This window comes from Thioclava sp. F1Mire-8 (assembly GCF_002213165.1).
Taxonomy (GTDB): Bacteria; Pseudomonadota; Alphaproteobacteria; order Rhodobacterales; family Rhodobacteraceae; genus Thioclava; species Thioclava nitratireducens.
The window spans coordinates 422,576-438,500 of record NZ_NBNY01000002.1 but is presented as its reverse complement, the minus strand read 5'-3'; the positions used below and the strand labels follow the sequence as shown (position 1 = coordinate 438,500).

At 64.2% G+C, this 15,925-nt stretch carries 16 protein-coding genes; 11 read left to right on the top strand and 5 right to left on the bottom strand.

What is annotated here, in order from left to right; all coding sequences use genetic code 11:
- Positions 1-98: 98 nt before the first annotated feature.
- Together B6V75_RS10625 and B6V75_RS10620 are read left to right on the top strand one after the other, a co-directional pair.
- Positions 99-938, top strand: coding sequence for a universal stress protein (locus tag B6V75_RS10625; protein WP_075774155.1), 840 nt, complete (start codon positions 99-101; stop codon positions 936-938).
- 380 nt (positions 939-1,318) lie between these two features.
- Positions 1,319-1,729 (top strand): hypothetical protein, encoded by a 411-nt coding sequence (locus B6V75_RS10620; RefSeq protein WP_088719661.1) that lies wholly within the window; start codon positions 1,319-1,321, stop codon positions 1,727-1,729.
- Positions 1,730-1,741: 12 nt separating this feature from the next.
- On the opposite strand, the gene B6V75_RS10615 is transcribed toward B6V75_RS10620, so the two are convergent.
- Positions 1,742-2,488 (bottom strand): Crp/Fnr family transcriptional regulator, encoded by a 747-nt coding sequence (locus B6V75_RS10615; RefSeq protein WP_075774153.1) that lies wholly within the window; start codon positions 2,486-2,488, stop codon positions 1,742-1,744.
- A 60-nt stretch (positions 2,489-2,548) separates the two neighbouring features.
- Here B6V75_RS10615 and hemN point away from each other — a divergent pair, with 60 nt between their 5' ends.
- The 5 genes from hemN (at position 2,549) to B6V75_RS10590 (ending at position 6,603) form a co-directional block, all read left to right on the top strand.
- Entirely contained in the window at positions 2,549-3,904 is a 1,356-nt protein-coding gene (gene hemN, locus B6V75_RS10610; protein ID WP_088719660.1) for an oxygen-independent coproporphyrinogen III oxidase, read from the top strand.
- A 98-nt stretch (positions 3,905-4,002) separates the two neighbouring features.
- Positions 4,003-4,176 carry a DUF2256 domain-containing protein gene (locus B6V75_RS10605; RefSeq protein WP_206184202.1) on the top strand — a complete coding sequence of 58 codons (174 nt, stop codon included), beginning with the start codon at positions 4,003-4,005 and terminating at the stop codon, positions 4,174-4,176.
- A gap of 31 nt (positions 4,177-4,207) precedes the next feature.
- A complete protein-coding gene (locus tag B6V75_RS10600) occupies positions 4,208-4,837 on the top strand; it encodes a TetR/AcrR family transcriptional regulator (protein ID WP_088719659.1) in 630 nt (209 codons plus the stop codon).
- An 11-nt stretch (positions 4,838-4,848) separates the two neighbouring features.
- Entirely contained in the window at positions 4,849-5,841 is a 993-nt protein-coding gene (locus B6V75_RS10595; RefSeq protein ID WP_088719658.1) for an MDR family oxidoreductase, read from the top strand.
- A gap of 12 nt (positions 5,842-5,853) precedes the next feature.
- Positions 5,854-6,603, top strand: a complete 750-nt coding sequence (locus B6V75_RS10590; protein ID WP_075774149.1) for a sulfite exporter TauE/SafE family protein — start codon at positions 5,854-5,856, stop codon at positions 6,601-6,603.
- On the opposite strand, the gene B6V75_RS10585 is transcribed toward B6V75_RS10590, so the two are convergent.
- The gene (locus tag B6V75_RS10585; protein ID WP_088719657.1) at positions 6,600-7,577 is read right to left on the bottom strand and encodes a helix-turn-helix transcriptional regulator; all 978 of its coding nucleotides are present in this window, start codon (positions 7,575-7,577) and stop codon (positions 6,600-6,602) included. The genes B6V75_RS10590 and B6V75_RS10585 overlap by 4 nt on opposite strands.
- An 80-nt stretch (positions 7,578-7,657) precedes the next feature.
- Here B6V75_RS10585 and cysD point away from each other — a divergent pair, with 80 nt between their 5' ends.
- The 4 genes from cysD (at position 7,658) to argE (ending at position 13,040) form a co-directional block, all read left to right on the top strand.
- A complete protein-coding gene (gene cysD / locus B6V75_RS10580) occupies positions 7,658-8,596 on the top strand; it encodes a sulfate adenylyltransferase subunit CysD (protein ID WP_276206181.1) in 939 nt (312 codons plus the stop codon).
- 58 nt (positions 8,597-8,654) lie between these two features.
- Positions 8,655-10,562 (top strand): sulfate adenylyltransferase subunit CysN, encoded by a 1,908-nt coding sequence (cysN, locus tag B6V75_RS10575; protein ID WP_088719656.1) that lies wholly within the window; start codon positions 8,655-8,657, stop codon positions 10,560-10,562.
- A gap of 134 nt (positions 10,563-10,696) precedes the next feature.
- Complete coding sequence (locus B6V75_RS10570; RefSeq protein WP_075774146.1) at positions 10,697-11,881, top strand: M24 family metallopeptidase; 1,185 nt, start codon at positions 10,697-10,699, stop codon at positions 11,879-11,881.
- Between the two features lie 4 nt (positions 11,882-11,885).
- On the top strand, positions 11,886-13,040 hold the full coding sequence (argE, locus tag B6V75_RS10565; RefSeq protein ID WP_088719655.1) for an acetylornithine deacetylase: 1,155 nt from the start codon (positions 11,886-11,888) through the stop codon (positions 13,038-13,040).
- 22 nt (positions 13,041-13,062) lie between these two features.
- Here argE and ugpC read toward each other — a convergent pair whose 3' ends face one another.
- The 3 genes from ugpC to ugpA are packed head-to-tail and all read right to left on the bottom strand — an operon-like array spanning position 13,063 to position 15,875.
- Positions 13,063-14,115: a sn-glycerol-3-phosphate ABC transporter ATP-binding protein UgpC gene (gene ugpC, locus B6V75_RS10560; RefSeq protein WP_088719654.1), complete on the bottom strand. Its 1,053-nt coding sequence runs from the start codon at positions 14,113-14,115 to the stop codon at positions 13,063-13,065.
- 9 nt (positions 14,116-14,124) lie between these two features.
- A complete protein-coding gene (gene ugpE / locus B6V75_RS10555) occupies positions 14,125-14,961 on the bottom strand; it encodes a sn-glycerol-3-phosphate ABC transporter permease UgpE (RefSeq protein WP_075774334.1) in 837 nt (278 codons plus the stop codon).
- Positions 14,962-14,993: 32 nt separating this feature from the next.
- Positions 14,994-15,875, bottom strand: coding sequence for a sn-glycerol-3-phosphate ABC transporter permease UgpA (gene ugpA, locus B6V75_RS10550; protein ID WP_088719653.1), 882 nt, complete (start codon positions 15,873-15,875; stop codon positions 14,994-14,996).
- Positions 15,876-15,925: the final 50 nt, after the last annotated feature.

The following is a 15,925-nucleotide window of genomic DNA, read 5'->3' as shown; positions in this document are numbered from 1 at the left end:
CAATCACGTCTCTTGATCCGAGTCAAAGTGCGGCCGATCTCTTCGGGTTAGGCTTTGGTCTCACATGCTTAATCGCTTATGGCGCAAGGACAGGACCCATGGCTTACAAGACACTTCTCACGATCGTCACGGATCCCAAGGCGGCCGCGACACAAATCGACACGGCCGTGGCCGTCGCCCGACGGCGCGACGCCCACCTAGACGTGCTCTGCCTCGGTGTGGATCGCACGCAGACCGGATATTACTACGCGGGGGCGACCGCCTTCGTACAACAGGAAACGATGGATCGCGCGCAAGACGACGCACGCAACGCGGAAGCCGCGGTGCGCGCGCGCCTCGAAGCCGAAGACATTCGCTGGGGCGTCGATGCGGTCGTCTCGCAGATCGGGGCGATGGCTACCGTCGTCGGGCAGCGCGCCCGCTTTGCCGATCTGGTCGTGATGGGCCGCCCCTATGGCGAGGGCCGCGGCCCGGAGATCGAGGCCGCAGTCGAAGCCGCGCTCTTCGAGGGCCAGGTTCCGGTCGCGATCGTACCCGACGGGTATAACGGCGACATGCCTGCCAAGCGCGTCGTGATCGCGTGGAACCAGTCGCACGAAGCGATGCGCGCCGTGCGGGCCGCCCTGCCCGTCCTGAAATCCGCCGATCTGGTCGACATCACCGTGATCGACCCGCCCGCGCATGGGCCCGAGCGCTCGGATCCGGGCGGCCAACTCAGCCAGATGCTCTCGCGTCACGGCGTCCACGCCGAGGTGTCGGTGCTCGCCAAGACGATGCCGCGCGTGTCGGACGTGCTCAACCGCCATATCAGCGACAGCGACGCCGATGCGGTGGTGATGGGGGCTTACGGCCATTCGCGATTCCGCGAAGCGATCCTGGGCGGCGCGACGCGCCACATGCTCGAGATGGCCGAGGTTCCGGTGATCATGGCGCATTGAGCGCGCCGCCTTTCAAGACTGTCGACGGCGCCTCTCGGGGCGCCGTTTTTCGTCACTCGGGACCGATCCCGACGCCCTTCCCGTTGCCCGCACGGCGTCGGACATGCTTTCGCGGATGTCGTGAAACAGACCCGAGCATTGCGCCATTCTCTGCAATACGGTTGGCAACACTCGGGCCCGGGGCGACAACGAGAAAGACACAAGTAAACGGGATACGCATAACCCTTCCCCGCTGCAGCCTCCTTCTGTTTACCTTACGACAATGTCCAAACCGCGACGGAACGCGTGCGAAATAACGACCTCCTCGCGACATCTGTGTCCGGCACGGAACTCCGGCCGCGCTGGCGGGTTGGCTGGCTGACGAAAGACCGGAGCCCCCAATGACCCGCCATATCATTCCCGCCCTTCTCGCCAGCCTCGCCCTGCTGTCTGCCTGTCAGGAGATGACGCCGAAACAGGACGGGACGATGCCGAAGACACTGCCGGAGGGGATGGTCGGACGCTGGGGGCTGACAAAGGCCGATTGCGACGCCTCACGCGATGACAACAAAGGCCTGATGGTGGTCCAGCCGGACAGCCTGAAATTCTACGAGTCACAAGCCAAGCTCGCTGAGATCGACAGCGCGACCGATCGCGTGGTTCGGGCCACGTGGAATTTCACCGGCGAAGGGCAGAAATGGCAGCGCGATATCGTGCTCACCCTGTCGAGCACCGGCATCTACCTATCGCGTCAGGACATCACGCAGGGCGGAATGAAGCCACTCACCTATCGGCAGTGCGTATCCCCCTGACCGGACGTATGCTCAGATAAGGAAACCGCCGTCGCTGTCATCGCCCGCCTCAAGCAGCAGCCGATCCATGTCCGGCACGGTGACGTGGCGCTTACCCTGCAGCTCGATCACCCCGTCGCGTTTCAGCGCGGACATCTGACGACTCACCGTCTCTAGCGTGAGGCCAAGGTAATCGGCCATCGCTTCGCGCGTCAGTGGCAGATCGAACACCATCTGCCGGGCGCTGGGGCTCATGTTGATCGAGGCATCACGCCGCGCCACGATCGACAGGAGCGAGGCGATCTTCTCGCGCGCGGTCTTGCGGCCCAGTAGCAGCATCCATTCGCGCGCGGCGTCCAGTTCGTCGAGCGTCATCTGCAACAGGCGCTGCGCGATATGGGGCGTGCGCTCCATCATTTCCTCGAAGGGCTTGCGGCGGAAACAGCACATCAGGATGTCGGTCGTCGCGGTCACGTTATACGCGGCACGGGTGCGCCCGGGTCGCCCCACGAAATCCGAGGGCAGCAACAGGCCCACCATCTGCGTACGCCCGTCTTCGAGCGTCTGCGTCAGCGTCGCGATCCCTGAGACCACCGAGGCCACGAAATCCATCTGGTCGCCCGCCCATATGATCGTCTGCCCCGCTTCGAAGCTTCGGTAATATTTGATCTTCTCAAGCTGCTCAAGCTCCTCCGCGTCACATCGCGCACAGACCGCGCGATGTTGGATCGGGCAGTCTCCGCATGCGAGCGAAGCAGGCTGAACGTCATCATGTGCCATATGGATATTGCTTGATCTGGGTCAAATTCTGTCGCGCGTGTTATCTCTAAAGATACGCGCATGGAACAGGAATCGCAACTTACCCGACTCGGACTCTTCGACGCACGGGTGCCCCGCTATACGAGCTACCCCACCGCCCCCCATTTCGCGGGCGATGTCGGCCCCATGGAATTCGCGCATTGGATCGAGGCGATCCCCGAAGGCGCGTCGATTTCGCTCTACATGCACGTGCCGTTTTGTCGTCGGCTCTGCTGGTTCTGCGCCTGCCGCACGCAAGGCACGCAAAGCGAGGAACCGGTCCGCGCCTATGCCGAGACGCTGCTGGCCGAGCTGCGCCTCTTCAAGGAGCGCCTGGCGCCCGGCGTCACGCTGTCGCGTCTGCATTGGGGCGGCGGCACGCCGACGCTGATGCCCCCGGACATGATGCGCCGCCTCGCCGATGCGGTCTTCGACGTGGTACCGATGGGCGAAGGCGCGGAATTCTCGGTCGAGATCGACCCCAACGAAATCGACGCCGCCCGCCTCGACGCGCTCGCCGCGTCGGGTATGAACCGCGCCTCGATCGGGGTGCAGGATTTCGACCCGCAGATTCAGGGCGTGATCGGGCGCGACCAGAGCTATGAGGTAACCAAAGCTGCGGTCGACATGATTCGCGAACGCGATGTCGCGAGCCTCAACGCCGATATCCTCTACGGTCTGCCTTACCAGACACCGACGAAAATCGCGGCCTCGGTGCAAAAGCTGCTGTCGCTCGGCCCCGATCGCGTGGCGCTCTACGGCTACGCGCATGTGCCGTGGATGGCGCGCCGCCAAACGATGATCCCATCAGACCATCTGCCCACCCCGCAAGAGCGCCTGAAGCTGTTCGAGGTGGCGCGCGAGTTGTTCGTGGCCGATGGTTATGACGAGATCGGAATCGACCATTTCGCGCTGCCGACCGACGGGCTCTCGACCGCTCAGAAGGGAGGTCAGTTGCGGCGCAATTTCCAAGGCTATACCGACGATCAGGCCGAGGCGCTGGTCGGGCTCGGAGCGTCCTCGATCTCGCGCTTCCCGCAAGGCTATGCACAGAACGCGCCAGCTACTTCAGCCCATACAGCTGCGATCCGGGCGGATCGCTTCTCGACCTCGCGCGGGCACCGCTTCACTGCGGATGACAAGATGCGCGCGCGGCTGATCGAGGCGTTGATGTGCGATTTCGAAGTGAAAGCGGCAGAGCTGGTGCGGGATTACGGCGCCGATCCGAAGGAACTCGCCGCAATGTTCGCCGCCTGCGCGGAGCATTTCGGCGACATGGTTCAGGTGAACGCGGACGGGCTGCGCATTCCGGCGAAGGCGCGCCCGCTCACCCGCATGATCGCGCGCCATTTCGATGCTTACGATCTGTCGAAAGCCGGGCATAGTTCGGCGATCTGATCGCCGTGAAAGACGGACGAGGGAGGGGTCGCCGCGCGCGGCCCCTTTTCATTTGGCCGGCGGTCATCCGGCCACGCGTCCACCGCGTATCGAATTGCATGAAGATGCGCCGCAAATCCGACCTGCCGACAAAGCTCTGCGCCAGCTGTGGCCGCCCCTTCGCGTGGCGCAAAAAGTGGGCCCGTGACTGGGAGAGCGTGCGCTACTGTTCCGATCGCTGCCGCCGCTCGGCAAAGGCCGCACTGGCGAGGGGGGACATTCGCGGCGGTTGATTTTACATACCGTATGGTATATTAATTCTATATGAGCGTTACCCCAGCCCCCGCGCGCCGCGGCCGCCCGCGCCGCAAGCCCGAGGATCAGGACGCCCGCAAGGCGCTGATCCAGGCAGGGCTCGCCCAATTGACCGAGCGCGGCTACGCAAGCGTCGCTCTCGAAGAGATCACCGCCGCTGCCGGTGTCACCAAGGGCAGCTTCTACCACTACTTCCCGACGAAAGCGGCGTTTGGCGCGGCGCTCATCGACGCCTATGACGCCTATTTCGAAGACAAGCTGCGCCGCGCCTTCAACCGCACGGACATCACCCCACTCTCCCGGCTCACCGCCTTCACCGAAGAAGCGGAGGCGGGCATGGCGCGGTTCGACTTCCGCCGTGGCTGCCTGATCGGCAATCTCGGTCAGGAGATGGGCAGCCTGCCCGAAGAGTTCCGCAGCCGCCTGATCGCGGTGTTCGAGCGCTGGCAAAACCTTACCGTATCGTGCCTGCGTGACGCGCAGATGGCCGGCGAAATCGGCGCCGATCACGACCCCGAAGCACTCGCAGAACTGTTCTGGACCGGCTGGGAAGGCGCGGTTCTGCGCACGAAACTTCAACGCAACCCCGAGCCGCTGCGCCGTTTCACCGACGGCTTCCTGCGGCTCGCCCGAAGCTGAAAGGATACCCCATGGTCAAAGCCATCCTGATCGAGAAACCCGAAGAGACTCAGAGCGCCGCGCTCAAGGATATCGACCTGCCCGATCTGGCAGAGGGCGAGGTGGCGGTCGACGTCGCCTACTCGACGATGAACTACAAGGACGCACTCGCGATCACCGGCGCGGGCCCCGTGGTGCGCAGCTTCCCGATGGTGCCGGGCATCGACTGCTCCGGCATCGTCGCGACCAGCAAGCATCCCGATTTCGCCAAGGGCGACCGGGTCGTGCTCAACGGCTGGGGCGTGGGCGAGAAACACTGGGGCGGGCTGGCAGAGCGCGCCCATCTGAAAGGCGAGTGGCTGGTGAAACTGCCCGACGGTATCTCTTTGCGTCAGGCAATGGCGATCGGCACTGCGGGCTACACGGCGATACTCTGCGTGATGGCGCTCGAGGCGCATGGCGTGACGCCCGAGAGCGGCGAGATCGTCGTTACCGGTGCGACCGGCGGCGTGGGTAGCGTCGCGATCGCTCTTCTGGGCAAACTCGGCTATAAAGTGGCTGCCGTTACCGGGCGCCCGGAAGAGGAAGACTACCTCAAGCGCCTCGGCGCATCGTCGATCGTTCCGCGCGAGGACGTCTCTGGCAAGCCGCGCCCGCTGAACAAGGAACGCTGGGCCGGTGCGGTCGACGTGGTCGGCGGTGAGGTGTTGGCCAATGTTCTGTCGATGATGGCCTATCGCGGCACCGTCGCAGCCTGTGGTCTCGCGGGTTCGATGAACCTGCCGACCTCGGTCGCGCCCTTCATCCTGCGCGGCGTGACGCTCGCAGGCGTCGACAGCGTGATGTGCCCGATCGAGGATCGCGTCGAAGCATGGCGTCGTCTGGCTGCCGATCTCGACATGGAGAAGCTCGCCGCTATGGAGATGGAAGTCGCCCTGGACGAAGTGATTGCAACCGCGCCGAAATTCCTCGATGGAAAGGTTCGCGGGCGGATCGTCGTTCCGGTCGCACCTGACCTCGGCTGACTACGGTAAGAAATGCTATCCTTCCTGATCCTCGCGCTCGCCGGTCTCGCGGCGGGCGCTTTGAATGCGGTCGCGGGCGGCGGGACGTTCCTGTCCTTCCCCGCGCTTGTCTGGACCGGCGTGCCGCCGATCACCGCCAATGCCACCGCGACGCTGGCGGCCCTGCCCGGCTATCTGTCGAGCGCCTGGGCCTTCCGCCACGAGCTGCGCCACAAGGGGCCGATGGCGCTGCGCACGATCCTGATCGCCGCCGTCGCGGGCGGGTTCCTCGGCGCCCTCCTGCTGCTGATCACGCCCGAAAAACTGTTCGCCGGCGTGGTGCCGTGGCTTCTGCTGCTGGCGACCGCGGCGTTTGCCTTCGGGCCGATGCTGCTGAAGGCGCTGCAACGCTCTGGCCGCACGATGGGCGCCGTGTCCGCCTTCGCCCTGCTACTCGCGGTGACGATCTACGGCGGCTATTTCAACGGCGGACTCGGGATCATGCTGCTCGCCGCGCTCGGCTTGATTGGCTTCACCGATCTGCATGCGATGAACGGCCTGAAGAACCTCGTCTCGGCCGTGCTGTCGCTGGTCTCGGTCGTAACCTACGCGGTGGCCGGACTAATCGACTGGCAGGCGGTTCTGGTTCTGGGCATCGCGAGCGCCGTCGGCGGCTACCTGGGCGCGCATCTGTCAAAGCGGATCACCAATATGGCGCTGCTGCGCGGCTTCATCATTGCGGTCGGGCTGGTGATGGCGGCGGTTTTCTTCGTACGCGGCTAACCCAGCCAGAGCGCCGAGCCGAACATCTTGCGCAACAGTCCCGTCTGACCGCTGACCCCGGCGCGGGCATAGATCTGCTTTGAGGTCGAGCGCGCGGTCTCCAGCGTCCAGCCAAGCCGCTCGGCCGCCTCGCGCAGGCTCGCCCCATCGCATAGAAGCGCCGCGAGCCGCGCCTCGGACCGGTTGAGATCTAGCGCCCCCGCGACACGCGCAACCGGCAGCGCCTCAGCCAGCGGCATGGCGCGCAGATGTCCGATCAGTGCAGGACTGCCCCGCCATCGCCCCGGCGCGAGCCGGAGCACGCCCTGCGCCTCGGGGCCAAGCGGGATCGGCCGGACGACCGCCCCGCCTTCCCCGAGTTTCGCGAGGCTCTGCCGAAAGCGCAGCGCGGCGTCGGGGTCGGCGAATTCCGGGCGCGCGCCGATGCGCAGCCGCAGCCAACCTCCCGCATCGAATTCCGCCGCTACGCGCGGATCGAATTCCAGCACCGTACCCGCGGGCGTCAGGACCAACCACCCCGCGCCGAGCGCCGCCGTGGCCTCGGCATCGCGCGCGGCTCGCGCCCGCTCGCCGCCCAGCGCCTCGCGTATCATCACCGCCTGCCCCAGATGCGGCGCGAGCGTCGAGAGGGCCAACGCCTCCGCCGCGCGGAAATCCCGGTTCGAGCGCGCGATCATCAGCACCACGCGCCCCGCCCCCCCTGCCGCGACCTTCAGCGCCCGGAGCGGTTCGGGCCACGCCACTTCACCCGGCAGGTCGATCTGCGAATAGACACGATCCAGTCGCATCGGGTGGAGTCGCGCGGCGTCCGGCAAGGCGATCCTGCCGACCTGCCAGCCCGCGCCCTCCCCCTCGGGTGCGAGAATCTGCACCGCCGCACCCTCGGCATGGGCGACCGAACAGAGCCGCTCGAGAAAGCGCACCCAGCCAGCCTTTCCCGCCTCGCTCGCCGCGGCGAAGAGCGCGTTGATCAACAGTGTGTTCTCGGACTGCCCCAACATAAGCCGTATTTACCCCCCATTTGGGGGGTTATCCAGCAAAACCCGCCGCCTATATCTCGGAAAACCGCGATCAGACAGAGATCTCCCGCATGAACAAGACCCTGACTCACCTGCAGCGGCTCGAAGCCGAAAGCATTCACATCCTGCGCGAAGTCGTGGCCGAAGCCGACAATCCGGTCATGCTCTATTCGGTCGGCAAGGACAGCGCGGTGATGCTGCATCTCGCGAAGAAGGCCTTCTACCCGTCGCCGCCGCCCTTCCCGCTGATGCATGTCGACACGACGTGGAAATTCCAGGCGATGTACAACCTGCGCGACAAGGCCGCGAAGGATGCGGGGATGGAGCTGATCGTGCACCAGAACCCCGAGGCGAAGGCCAAGGGGATCAACCCGTTCGATCACGGCTCGCTGCATACCGACATGTGGAAGACAGAAGGTCTGAAACAGGCTCTGGACAAGCACGGCTTCGACGTGGCCTTCGGCGGCGCGCGCCGCGACGAGGAGAAATCCCGCGCGAAGGAACGCGTGTTCTCGTTCCGCTCGGCCAATCATCGCTGGGATCCGAAGAACCAGCGCCCCGAGCTCTGGCGTCTCTACAACGCCAAGAAAGCGAAGGGCGAGAGCGTCCGCGTCTTCCCGATCTCGAACTGGACCGAGCTGGACATCTGGCAATATATCCACCTCGAAGGGATCGAGATCGTCCCGCTCTATTTCTCGGCCCCGCGCCCGACAGTCGAGCGCGACGGGCTGATCCTGATGGTGGACGACGACCGCTTCCCGCTGCGCGACGGCGAGGAGCCGGTGATGCGCTCGGTCCGCTTCCGCACTCTGGGCTGCTACCCGCTGACCGGCGCCGTCGAGAGCGAGGCGCAGACCCTTCCGGAAGTCATTCAGGAAATGCTGCTGACCACCACCTCCGAGCGTCAGGGCCGCGCGATCGACCACGATCAGAGCGCCTCGATGGAGAAGAAAAAGCAGGAAGGCTATTTCTGAGCCCTCCCCTCCCGAGCCGCACGCGCGCCTTCATTTCCACCCTATCAGGTGAGCCGACATGACGACCAACGATCCGATCTACAAGACCGACGCGCTGATTGCGCAGGATATCGACGCCTATCTCGAGGCGCATCAACACAAGACCATGCTGCGCTTCATCACCTGCGGCTCGGTCGATGACGGGAAATCGACGCTGATCGGGCGGCTGCTCTATGACAGCAAGATGATCTTCGAGGATCAGCTGGCCGCGCTGGAGGCCGACTCCAAGCGCGTCGGCACCCAAGGCCAGGAGATCGACTTCGCACTGCTGGTCGACGGGCTCGCTGCCGAGCGCGAACAGGGCATCACGATCGACGTGGCCTACCGCTTCTTCGCGACCGAGAAGCGCAAGTTCATCGTCGCGGACACCCCCGGCCACGAACAGTATACCCGCAACATGGTCACCGGTGCCTCGACCGCCGATCTGGCGGTGATCCTGATCGATGCGCGCAAGGGCGTACTGACCCAAACGCGGCGCCACTCCTACCTCGTCCACCAGCTCGGCATCCGCCATATCGTGCTGGCGGTGAACAAGATGGATCTGGTGGACTACGATCAGGCGACCTTCAACGAGATCGTGGCCGATTACCAAACCTTCGCCGACAGCATCGGCATCGAAGGCTTCACCGCGATCCCGATCTCGGGCTTCAAGGGCGATAACATCACAGGCCCGAGCGAGAATACCCCATGGTACAAGGGGCCGTCGCTCCTACCCTATCTCGAAGCGGTCGAGGTGGACGTGACCTCCGATCAGGAGCGCCCCTTCCGGATGCCCGTGCAATGGGTAAACCGCCCCAACCTCGACTTCCGCGGCTTCTCGGGGCTGATCGCGTCGGGCACCGTGCGTCCGGGCGACGAGGTGCGCGTGCTGCCCTCGGGCAAAACCTCGAAAGTGGCGCGGATCGTCAGCTTGGAGGGCGACCGCGACATGGCGGTGGCGGGCGAATCCATCACGATCACGCTGGTCGACGAGATCGACTGCTCGCGCGGGCAGGTCATCGTCTCCGCGAAAGAACCGCTGGAAGTGGCCGACCAGTTCGAGACCACCATCGTCTGGATGGACGAGAACGAACTGCTGCCAGGCCGCGCCTATTGGCTTAAAATCGGCACGCAGACCGTCTCGGCGACCGTGCAGGAGCCGAAATACGAGGTGAACGTCAACACGCAGGAGCATCTGGCGACGAAGACGCTGGACCTGAACGCGATCGGCGTGGCCAACATCACCACCGACCGCGAGATCCCCTTCGCCCCCTATGCCGAGAACCGCGATCTGGGCGGGTTCATCCTGATCGACAAGATGACCAACCAGACTGCGGCTGCGGGCATGATCAACTTCGCGCTGCGCCGGGCCCAGAACATCCACTGGCAGGCGACCGATATCGGGCGCGAGCATCATGCCAACATGAAGCACCAGAAGCCGGCGGTGGTCTGGCTCACGGGCCTGTCGGGCTCGGGCAAATCCACGATCGCCAACATGGTCGAGAAGAAGCTGGCGCGGATGAACCGCCACACTTTCCTGCTCGATGGCGACAACGTGCGCCACGGCCTGAACAAGGATCTGGGCTTCACCGAGGCCGACCGCGTGGAAAACATCCGCCGCGTCGGCGAGGTCGCGAAGCTGATGACCGACGCGGGCCTCATCGTGGTCACGGCCTTCATCTCGCCCTTCCGCTCGGAGCGCGACATGGTGCGCGCAATGATGCAGCCGGGCGAATTCCTCGAAGTCTTCGTGGATACGCCGCTCGAAGTGGCCGAGGCGCGCGACGTGAAAGGGCTCTATGCCAAGGCGCGATCCGGCCAGCTGAAGAACTTCACCGGCATCGACTCGCCCTACGAGGCACCCGAGAACCCCGAGATGCGGATCGACACCACCGCGATCAGCCCCGAGGAAGCGGCGGAATTGATCCTCGCTCGGCTCATTCCGTAAGCGACGACAACGACTGCACCATTTCACGCGAACGTGCGGCCCTCCCGGGGGTTGCACGTTTTCGTTTTGGCCTTGACCTTGCTCGGGGGCGCGCCCCAACCTGCCCGAAATACCGCCAGCAGAAAGAAGCCCGAATGCCGATCGAAAACGTGCACTTCAGCGAACTCGAATTTTCCCGTCGGATCGCGCTCGTACGCGCGGCAATGGCGCAGCGCGAGATCGACATTCTCTTCATCACCAACCCGTCTAACCAGTTCTGGCTGACAGGTTATGACGGCTGGTCCTTCTACACCCATCAGGGCGTGATCCTGCCGATGGAGGGCGCCCCCTATTGGTGGGGCCGCTTCATGGATTCCAACGGCGCGCGCCGCACCGTCTGGATGGAGGAGGAAAACATCCTCCATTACAACGACGCGATGGTGCAATCCGACATCATGCACCCGATGGAAGACCTCGCCTCTCACCTGCGGATCATGGGCTACGGCAAGGCCCGGATCGGCGTCGAGATGGAGACCTATTTCTACACCGCGAAAGCGCATGCAGTCCTCTTCGAAGGTCTGCCCGAAGCGACGCTGCTCGATGCCTCTGTGCTGGTGAACTGGCAGCGCCTGATCAAATCCGACGAGGAGCTGCGTTTCATGCGCCGTGCCGCACGGATCTCCGAACTGGTGATCCAGCGTGCGGTGGAACTGGCCGAGCCGGGGCTGCGCAAGCATGATCTGGTCGGCGAATTGTACAAGACCGCCGTGCAGGGCGAGGAAGACAGCTGGGGCGATTATCCGGCCATCGTGCCGATGCTGCCCTCGGGCCCGGATGCCTCCGCGCCGCACCTGACATGGAACGGCGAGGCACTGAAAGCTGGCGAAGCGACCTTCGTCGAGCAATCCGGCTGCTACCGTCGCTATCACGCGCCGCTCTCGCGCACGATCTTTCTGGGCAAGCCCCCGCAGCATGTCCTCGATGCGAGCGAAGCGCTAACCGAAGGCCTCAACGCCGGGATCGAAGTCGCGCGTGCCGGGAACCGCGCCTGTGACATCGCCCGCGCACTGAACGTCGAGCTGGCCAAGGTCGGCATCGAACGCCCGAACCGCGCGGGTTACGCGGTGGGCTGCTCCTACCCGCCGGATTGGGGCGAGCATACCGTCTCGATCCGCGACACCGACGAGACGATCCTCGAGCCCGGCATGACCTTCCACTTCATGCCCGGCCTCTGGATGGATGACTGGGGGATGGAGACGACCGAGACCATCCTCATCACCGAGGACGGCCCCGCCGAGCCGCTGTGCAACATCGAGCGCAAACTGTTCGTCAAGGACTGAGCCGATGCGGATCGACACCACCCGCGCGATCCTATCGGACCTGATCGCCTATCCGACGATATCGACCGACAGCAACCTGCCGATCATCCACTACATTGCGGACCGGCTGGAAACCGTCGGCGCGGCGGTAGAGGTCATGGTCGACGAGAGCGGCCACAAGGCGAACCTTTTCGCGACGCTGGGCGAGGCAGGCGATGGCGGGCTGGTGCTGTCGGGCCATTCGGACGTGGTACCGGTCACCGATCAGGACTGGACCAGCGATCCTTTCACCATGACCGAGCGCGACGGCAAGCTCTACGGGCGCGGCGCCTGCGACATGAAAGGCTTCATCGCCGCCTGTCTCGGCTCGCTCGATCTGCTGGCCGAGGCCGCGAAAACCCGCCCGATCCATTTCGCCTTCACCCATGACGAGGAAGTCGGCTGTCTGGGCGCGCAGGAACTGGTGAAGCTGCTGGCGAAACGCCCGGTCAGACCGGCGCTGTGCATCATCGGAGAGCCGACTTCGATGCAGGTCTTCGACGGCAACAAGGGCTGCTGCGAATATACCGTGCGCTTCGAGGGGCTGCCGGGCCATAGCTCCGCGCCTGAGAAGGGCGTGAACGCGGTCGAATACGCTGTGCGCTACATCAACCGCCTGTTCGAGCTGCGCGCCGAGCTGATCAAACGCTGCCCCGAAGGCTCGCGCTTCGATCCGCCGCAGACGACGCTCAACGTAGGCGCGCTGAAAGGCGGCATTTCTCATAACGTGATCGCGCCGCGCGCCGAACTGGCCTGGGAGATGCGCCCGATCAATGCCGCTGACATGGATTTCGTCAAAGCCGAGATCGCGAGCTACGTCGAAGACACGCTGCTGCCCGAGATGCGCGCCATCGCGCCGGAAGCCGCGATCTCCACCGAGACCATCGGCGAGGTCGTGGGGCTCGAGCCGATGGACGACAACGCCGCGCGCGATCTGGTCTTCGCGCTGACCGGGCAGAACCACGCAGGCTGCGTTGCTTTCAACACCGAGGCCGGGCTGTTCCAGTCGCTCGGAATGGACGCGGTGATCTGCGGGCCCGGCTCGATCGAGCAGGCCCATAAGGCCGACGAGTTCGTCTCGCTCGAGCAGATGGATCAGGCGCTTACGATGTTGGGCAAGCTCGCCAGCGCCCGGAACTGAGTGCGCCTGACCGCCTCTCCGATCAGTTCAGGCGCTTGCCGGTTTTCGGATCGAAGAGATGCAGATCCTCGGCGTTCACCGACAGCCGCACCTGCCCCACCGCCTGCTTCTCCATATGCACGCCCGGCAGCGCTGCGGTCATCGGCTCGCCGCGCTCTTCCAGCGTTCCGTGCAGAAGCGTATTCGCCCCTAGCGGTTCGGACAGGGTAACATTCAGCGTCAGCGGGCCGTTGTCATCGGGATGCAGATGTTCGGGCCGAATCCCGAGGCTGACGGGGCGATCGGGCAGATCGGTCGGCCCGAGCGTCACATGGCCCAGCATCACCCGCCCTCCGCGCACCTCGGCATCGATGACGTTCATCGACGGGCTGCCGATGAACTGCGCCGCGAAGATGGTCACGGGGCGCTCATAGACTTCGAGCGGGGTGCCGATCTGCTCGGCCACGCCGCCGTTCATCACGATCATCCGGTCGGCCATGGTCATCGCCTCGACCTGATCGTGGGTCACGTAAAGCGCGGTCACGCCGAGCTTGCGCTGCAGCTCGCGGATTTCGACGCGCATCTGCACCCGCAGCTTGGCGTCGAGGTTGGACAGCGGTTCGTCGAACAGGAAGACCGACGGCTCGCGCACGATGGCGCGGCCCATCGCGACCCGCTGACGCTGCCCGCCGGACAGTTCGCGCGGCTTTCGCTCGAGATAGTCCGACAGCTGCAACAGCTTCGCGGCCTCATCGACGCGGCGCTTGATCTCGGACTTCGACATGCCCGCGATCTTCAGCCCGTAGCCCATGTTCTGGCGCACCGACATATGCGGGTAGAGCGCGTAGTTCTGGAACACCATCGCGATATCGCGGTCCATCGGCTCGCGCTCGTTCACGCGGGCCTCGCCGATGCGGATCTCACCCTCTGAGATACTCTCCAGCCCCGCGACCATGCGCAACAGCGTCGATTTCCCGCAGCCGGAGGGACCGACGATGACGATGAATTCGCCGTCCTGGATGTCGATCGAGACCCCGTGCAGCACCTCGGTCTTGCCGAAACGTTTCTTGATATTTTCGAGTTCAACGGTCGCCATTGTCTGCCCTTATTTCTCGCTGTCCACGAGGCCGCGAATGAAGAGTTTCTGCATCGAGATCACCACGATCACCGGCGGGATCATCGCGAGGATGGAGGTCGCCATGATGACCGGCCAATCGGCGATATCGTCGCCCGACGGGAACATCTGCTTGAGCCCCATGACGATCGTGTTCATCTCGGGATTGGTGGTGATGAGGAGCGGCCAGAGATACTGGTTCCAGCCGTAAATGAAGAGGATCACGAAGAGCGCCGCGATATTCGTGCGGCTCATCGGCAGCAGGATATCGAAGAAGAAGCGCATCGGACGCGCGCCGTCGACTCGGGCGGCCTCTGCCAGCTCGTCCGGCACCGTCAGAAAGAACTGCCGGAACAGGAAGGTCGCCGTCGCCGACGCGATCAGAGGCAGGATCAGGCCGGAATAGCTGTTGAGCATCCCGAAGCCCGCGACCACCTCGTAGGTCGGCACGATCCGCACCTCGACCGGCAGCATCAGCGTGATGAAGATCATCCAGAAGAAGAAGCGCCGTCCCGGGAAGCGGAAATAGACGATCGCGAAGGCCGACAGGAGCGAGATCGCGATCTTTCCGAGCGCGATCCCCAACGCCATCACCAGCGAGTTCACCAGCATCGTCGCGACCGGCACATTCACCCCGGAGAACAGCGCATCCGAGTAGTTCTCGATCAGGTGCGAGCCCGGCATCACCGGCATCGGCGCCTGCGCGATCTCCTGCTGGGTATGGGTCGAGGCCACGAAGGCCAGCCAGATCGGGAAGAAGATCACCAGTACGCCCGCGATCATCAGCACATGGGTCAGCCACAGGCCGGAGCCGCGTTTTTCCACCATGCCCGGGGGCGGTTCGTTGTGCATGTCAGCCATCAGTAATGCACCCGCTTCTCGACGAATTTGAATTGCAGCACCGTCAGGAAGCCCACGACCACCAGCAGCACCACGGATTGCGCGGCAGAGCTTCCGAGATCCTGACCCACGAAGCCATCGGCGTAGACCTTGTAGACCAGGATCGTGGTCGCCTGTTGCGGCCCGCCGGAGGTGATCGTGTGGATCACGCCGAAGGTCTCGAAGAAGGCGTAGACGATATTGACGACCAGCAGAAAGAAGGTCGTGGGCGACAGGAGCGGCAGCACGATCGTGAAGAAGCGCCGCCAGAACCGCGCCCCGTCGATCGCCGCCGCCTCGATCACCGATTTCGGCACCGCTTGCAGCGCCGCGAAATAGAACAGGAAGTTATAGCTGATGCGGCCCCATGCCGACGCCACGACGACGAGGCCCATCGCCTCGTTCTCGTTGAGCACATGGTTCCAGTCATAACCCATCTGGTTGAGATAGAAGGCGACCACACCGATCCGCGTGTTGAACATGAAGAGCCATAGCACACCGGCCACCGCGGGCGCGACCGCGTAGGGCCAGATCAGAAGCGTGCGGTAAGTTCCCGCCCCTTTCACCAGCCGATCCGCCAGCACCGCGAGGAACAGCGCCGGGATCATCGAGACCAGTGTCACAAGGGTCGAGAACACCGCCGTCGTCACAAAAGACGCGCGATAATAGGGGTCGTTGAACAGGTATTCGAAATTGCCGAGGCCCACATATTGCATCGACAGGCCGAACGGATCGGGGATGAACAGCGATTGCCACACCGCCTCGCCCGCCGGGTAGAAGAAGAACACGGCCGAGATGATCAACTGCGGCGCGAGCAGCAGCATCGGCAAGAGCCAGCCCTTGAAGGTTACGCGTTTTTCCATATCGGGATCGGGGCCTTAGAATAGAAATAGCCGCGGGCAGGGTTCTCCCC

What these genes read in the sequence shown, in the direction of transcription:
- B6V75_RS10625 (WP_075774155.1), top strand. Translation starts at nt 99, where the DNA reads ATGGCTTACAAGACACTTCTCACGATCGTCACGGATCCCAAGGCGGCC.
- B6V75_RS10620 (WP_088719661.1), top strand. Translation starts at nt 1,319, where the DNA reads ATGACCCGCCATATCATTCCCGCCCTTCTCGCCAGCCTCGCCCTGCTG.
- B6V75_RS10615 (WP_075774153.1), bottom strand. Translation starts at nt 2,488, where the DNA reads ATGGCACATGATGACGTTCAGCCTGCTTCGCTCGCATGCGGAGACTGC.
- hemN (WP_088719660.1), top strand. Translation starts at nt 2,549, where the DNA reads ATGGAACAGGAATCGCAACTTACCCGACTCGGACTCTTCGACGCACGG.
- B6V75_RS10605 (WP_206184202.1), top strand. Translation starts at nt 4,003, where the DNA reads ATGAAGATGCGCCGCAAATCCGACCTGCCGACAAAGCTCTGCGCCAGC.
- B6V75_RS10600 (WP_088719659.1), top strand. Translation starts at nt 4,208, where the DNA reads ATGAGCGTTACCCCAGCCCCCGCGCGCCGCGGCCGCCCGCGCCGCAAG.
- B6V75_RS10595 (WP_088719658.1), top strand. Translation starts at nt 4,849, where the DNA reads ATGGTCAAAGCCATCCTGATCGAGAAACCCGAAGAGACTCAGAGCGCC.
- B6V75_RS10590 (WP_075774149.1), top strand. Translation starts at nt 5,854, where the DNA reads ATGCTATCCTTCCTGATCCTCGCGCTCGCCGGTCTCGCGGCGGGCGCT.
- cysN (WP_088719656.1), top strand. Translation starts at nt 8,655, where the DNA reads ATGACGACCAACGATCCGATCTACAAGACCGACGCGCTGATTGCGCAG.
- B6V75_RS10570 (WP_075774146.1), top strand. Translation starts at nt 10,697, where the DNA reads ATGCCGATCGAAAACGTGCACTTCAGCGAACTCGAATTTTCCCGTCGG.
- argE (WP_088719655.1), top strand. Translation starts at nt 11,886, where the DNA reads ATGCGGATCGACACCACCCGCGCGATCCTATCGGACCTGATCGCCTAT.
- ugpC (WP_088719654.1), bottom strand. Translation starts at nt 14,115, where the DNA reads ATGGCGACCGTTGAACTCGAAAATATCAAGAAACGTTTCGGCAAGACC.
- ugpE (WP_075774334.1), bottom strand. Translation starts at nt 14,961, where the DNA reads ATGGTGGAAAAACGCGGCTCCGGCCTGTGGCTGACCCATGTGCTGATG.
- ugpA (WP_088719653.1), bottom strand. Translation starts at nt 15,875, where the DNA reads ATGGAAAAACGCGTAACCTTCAAGGGCTGGCTCTTGCCGATGCTGCTG.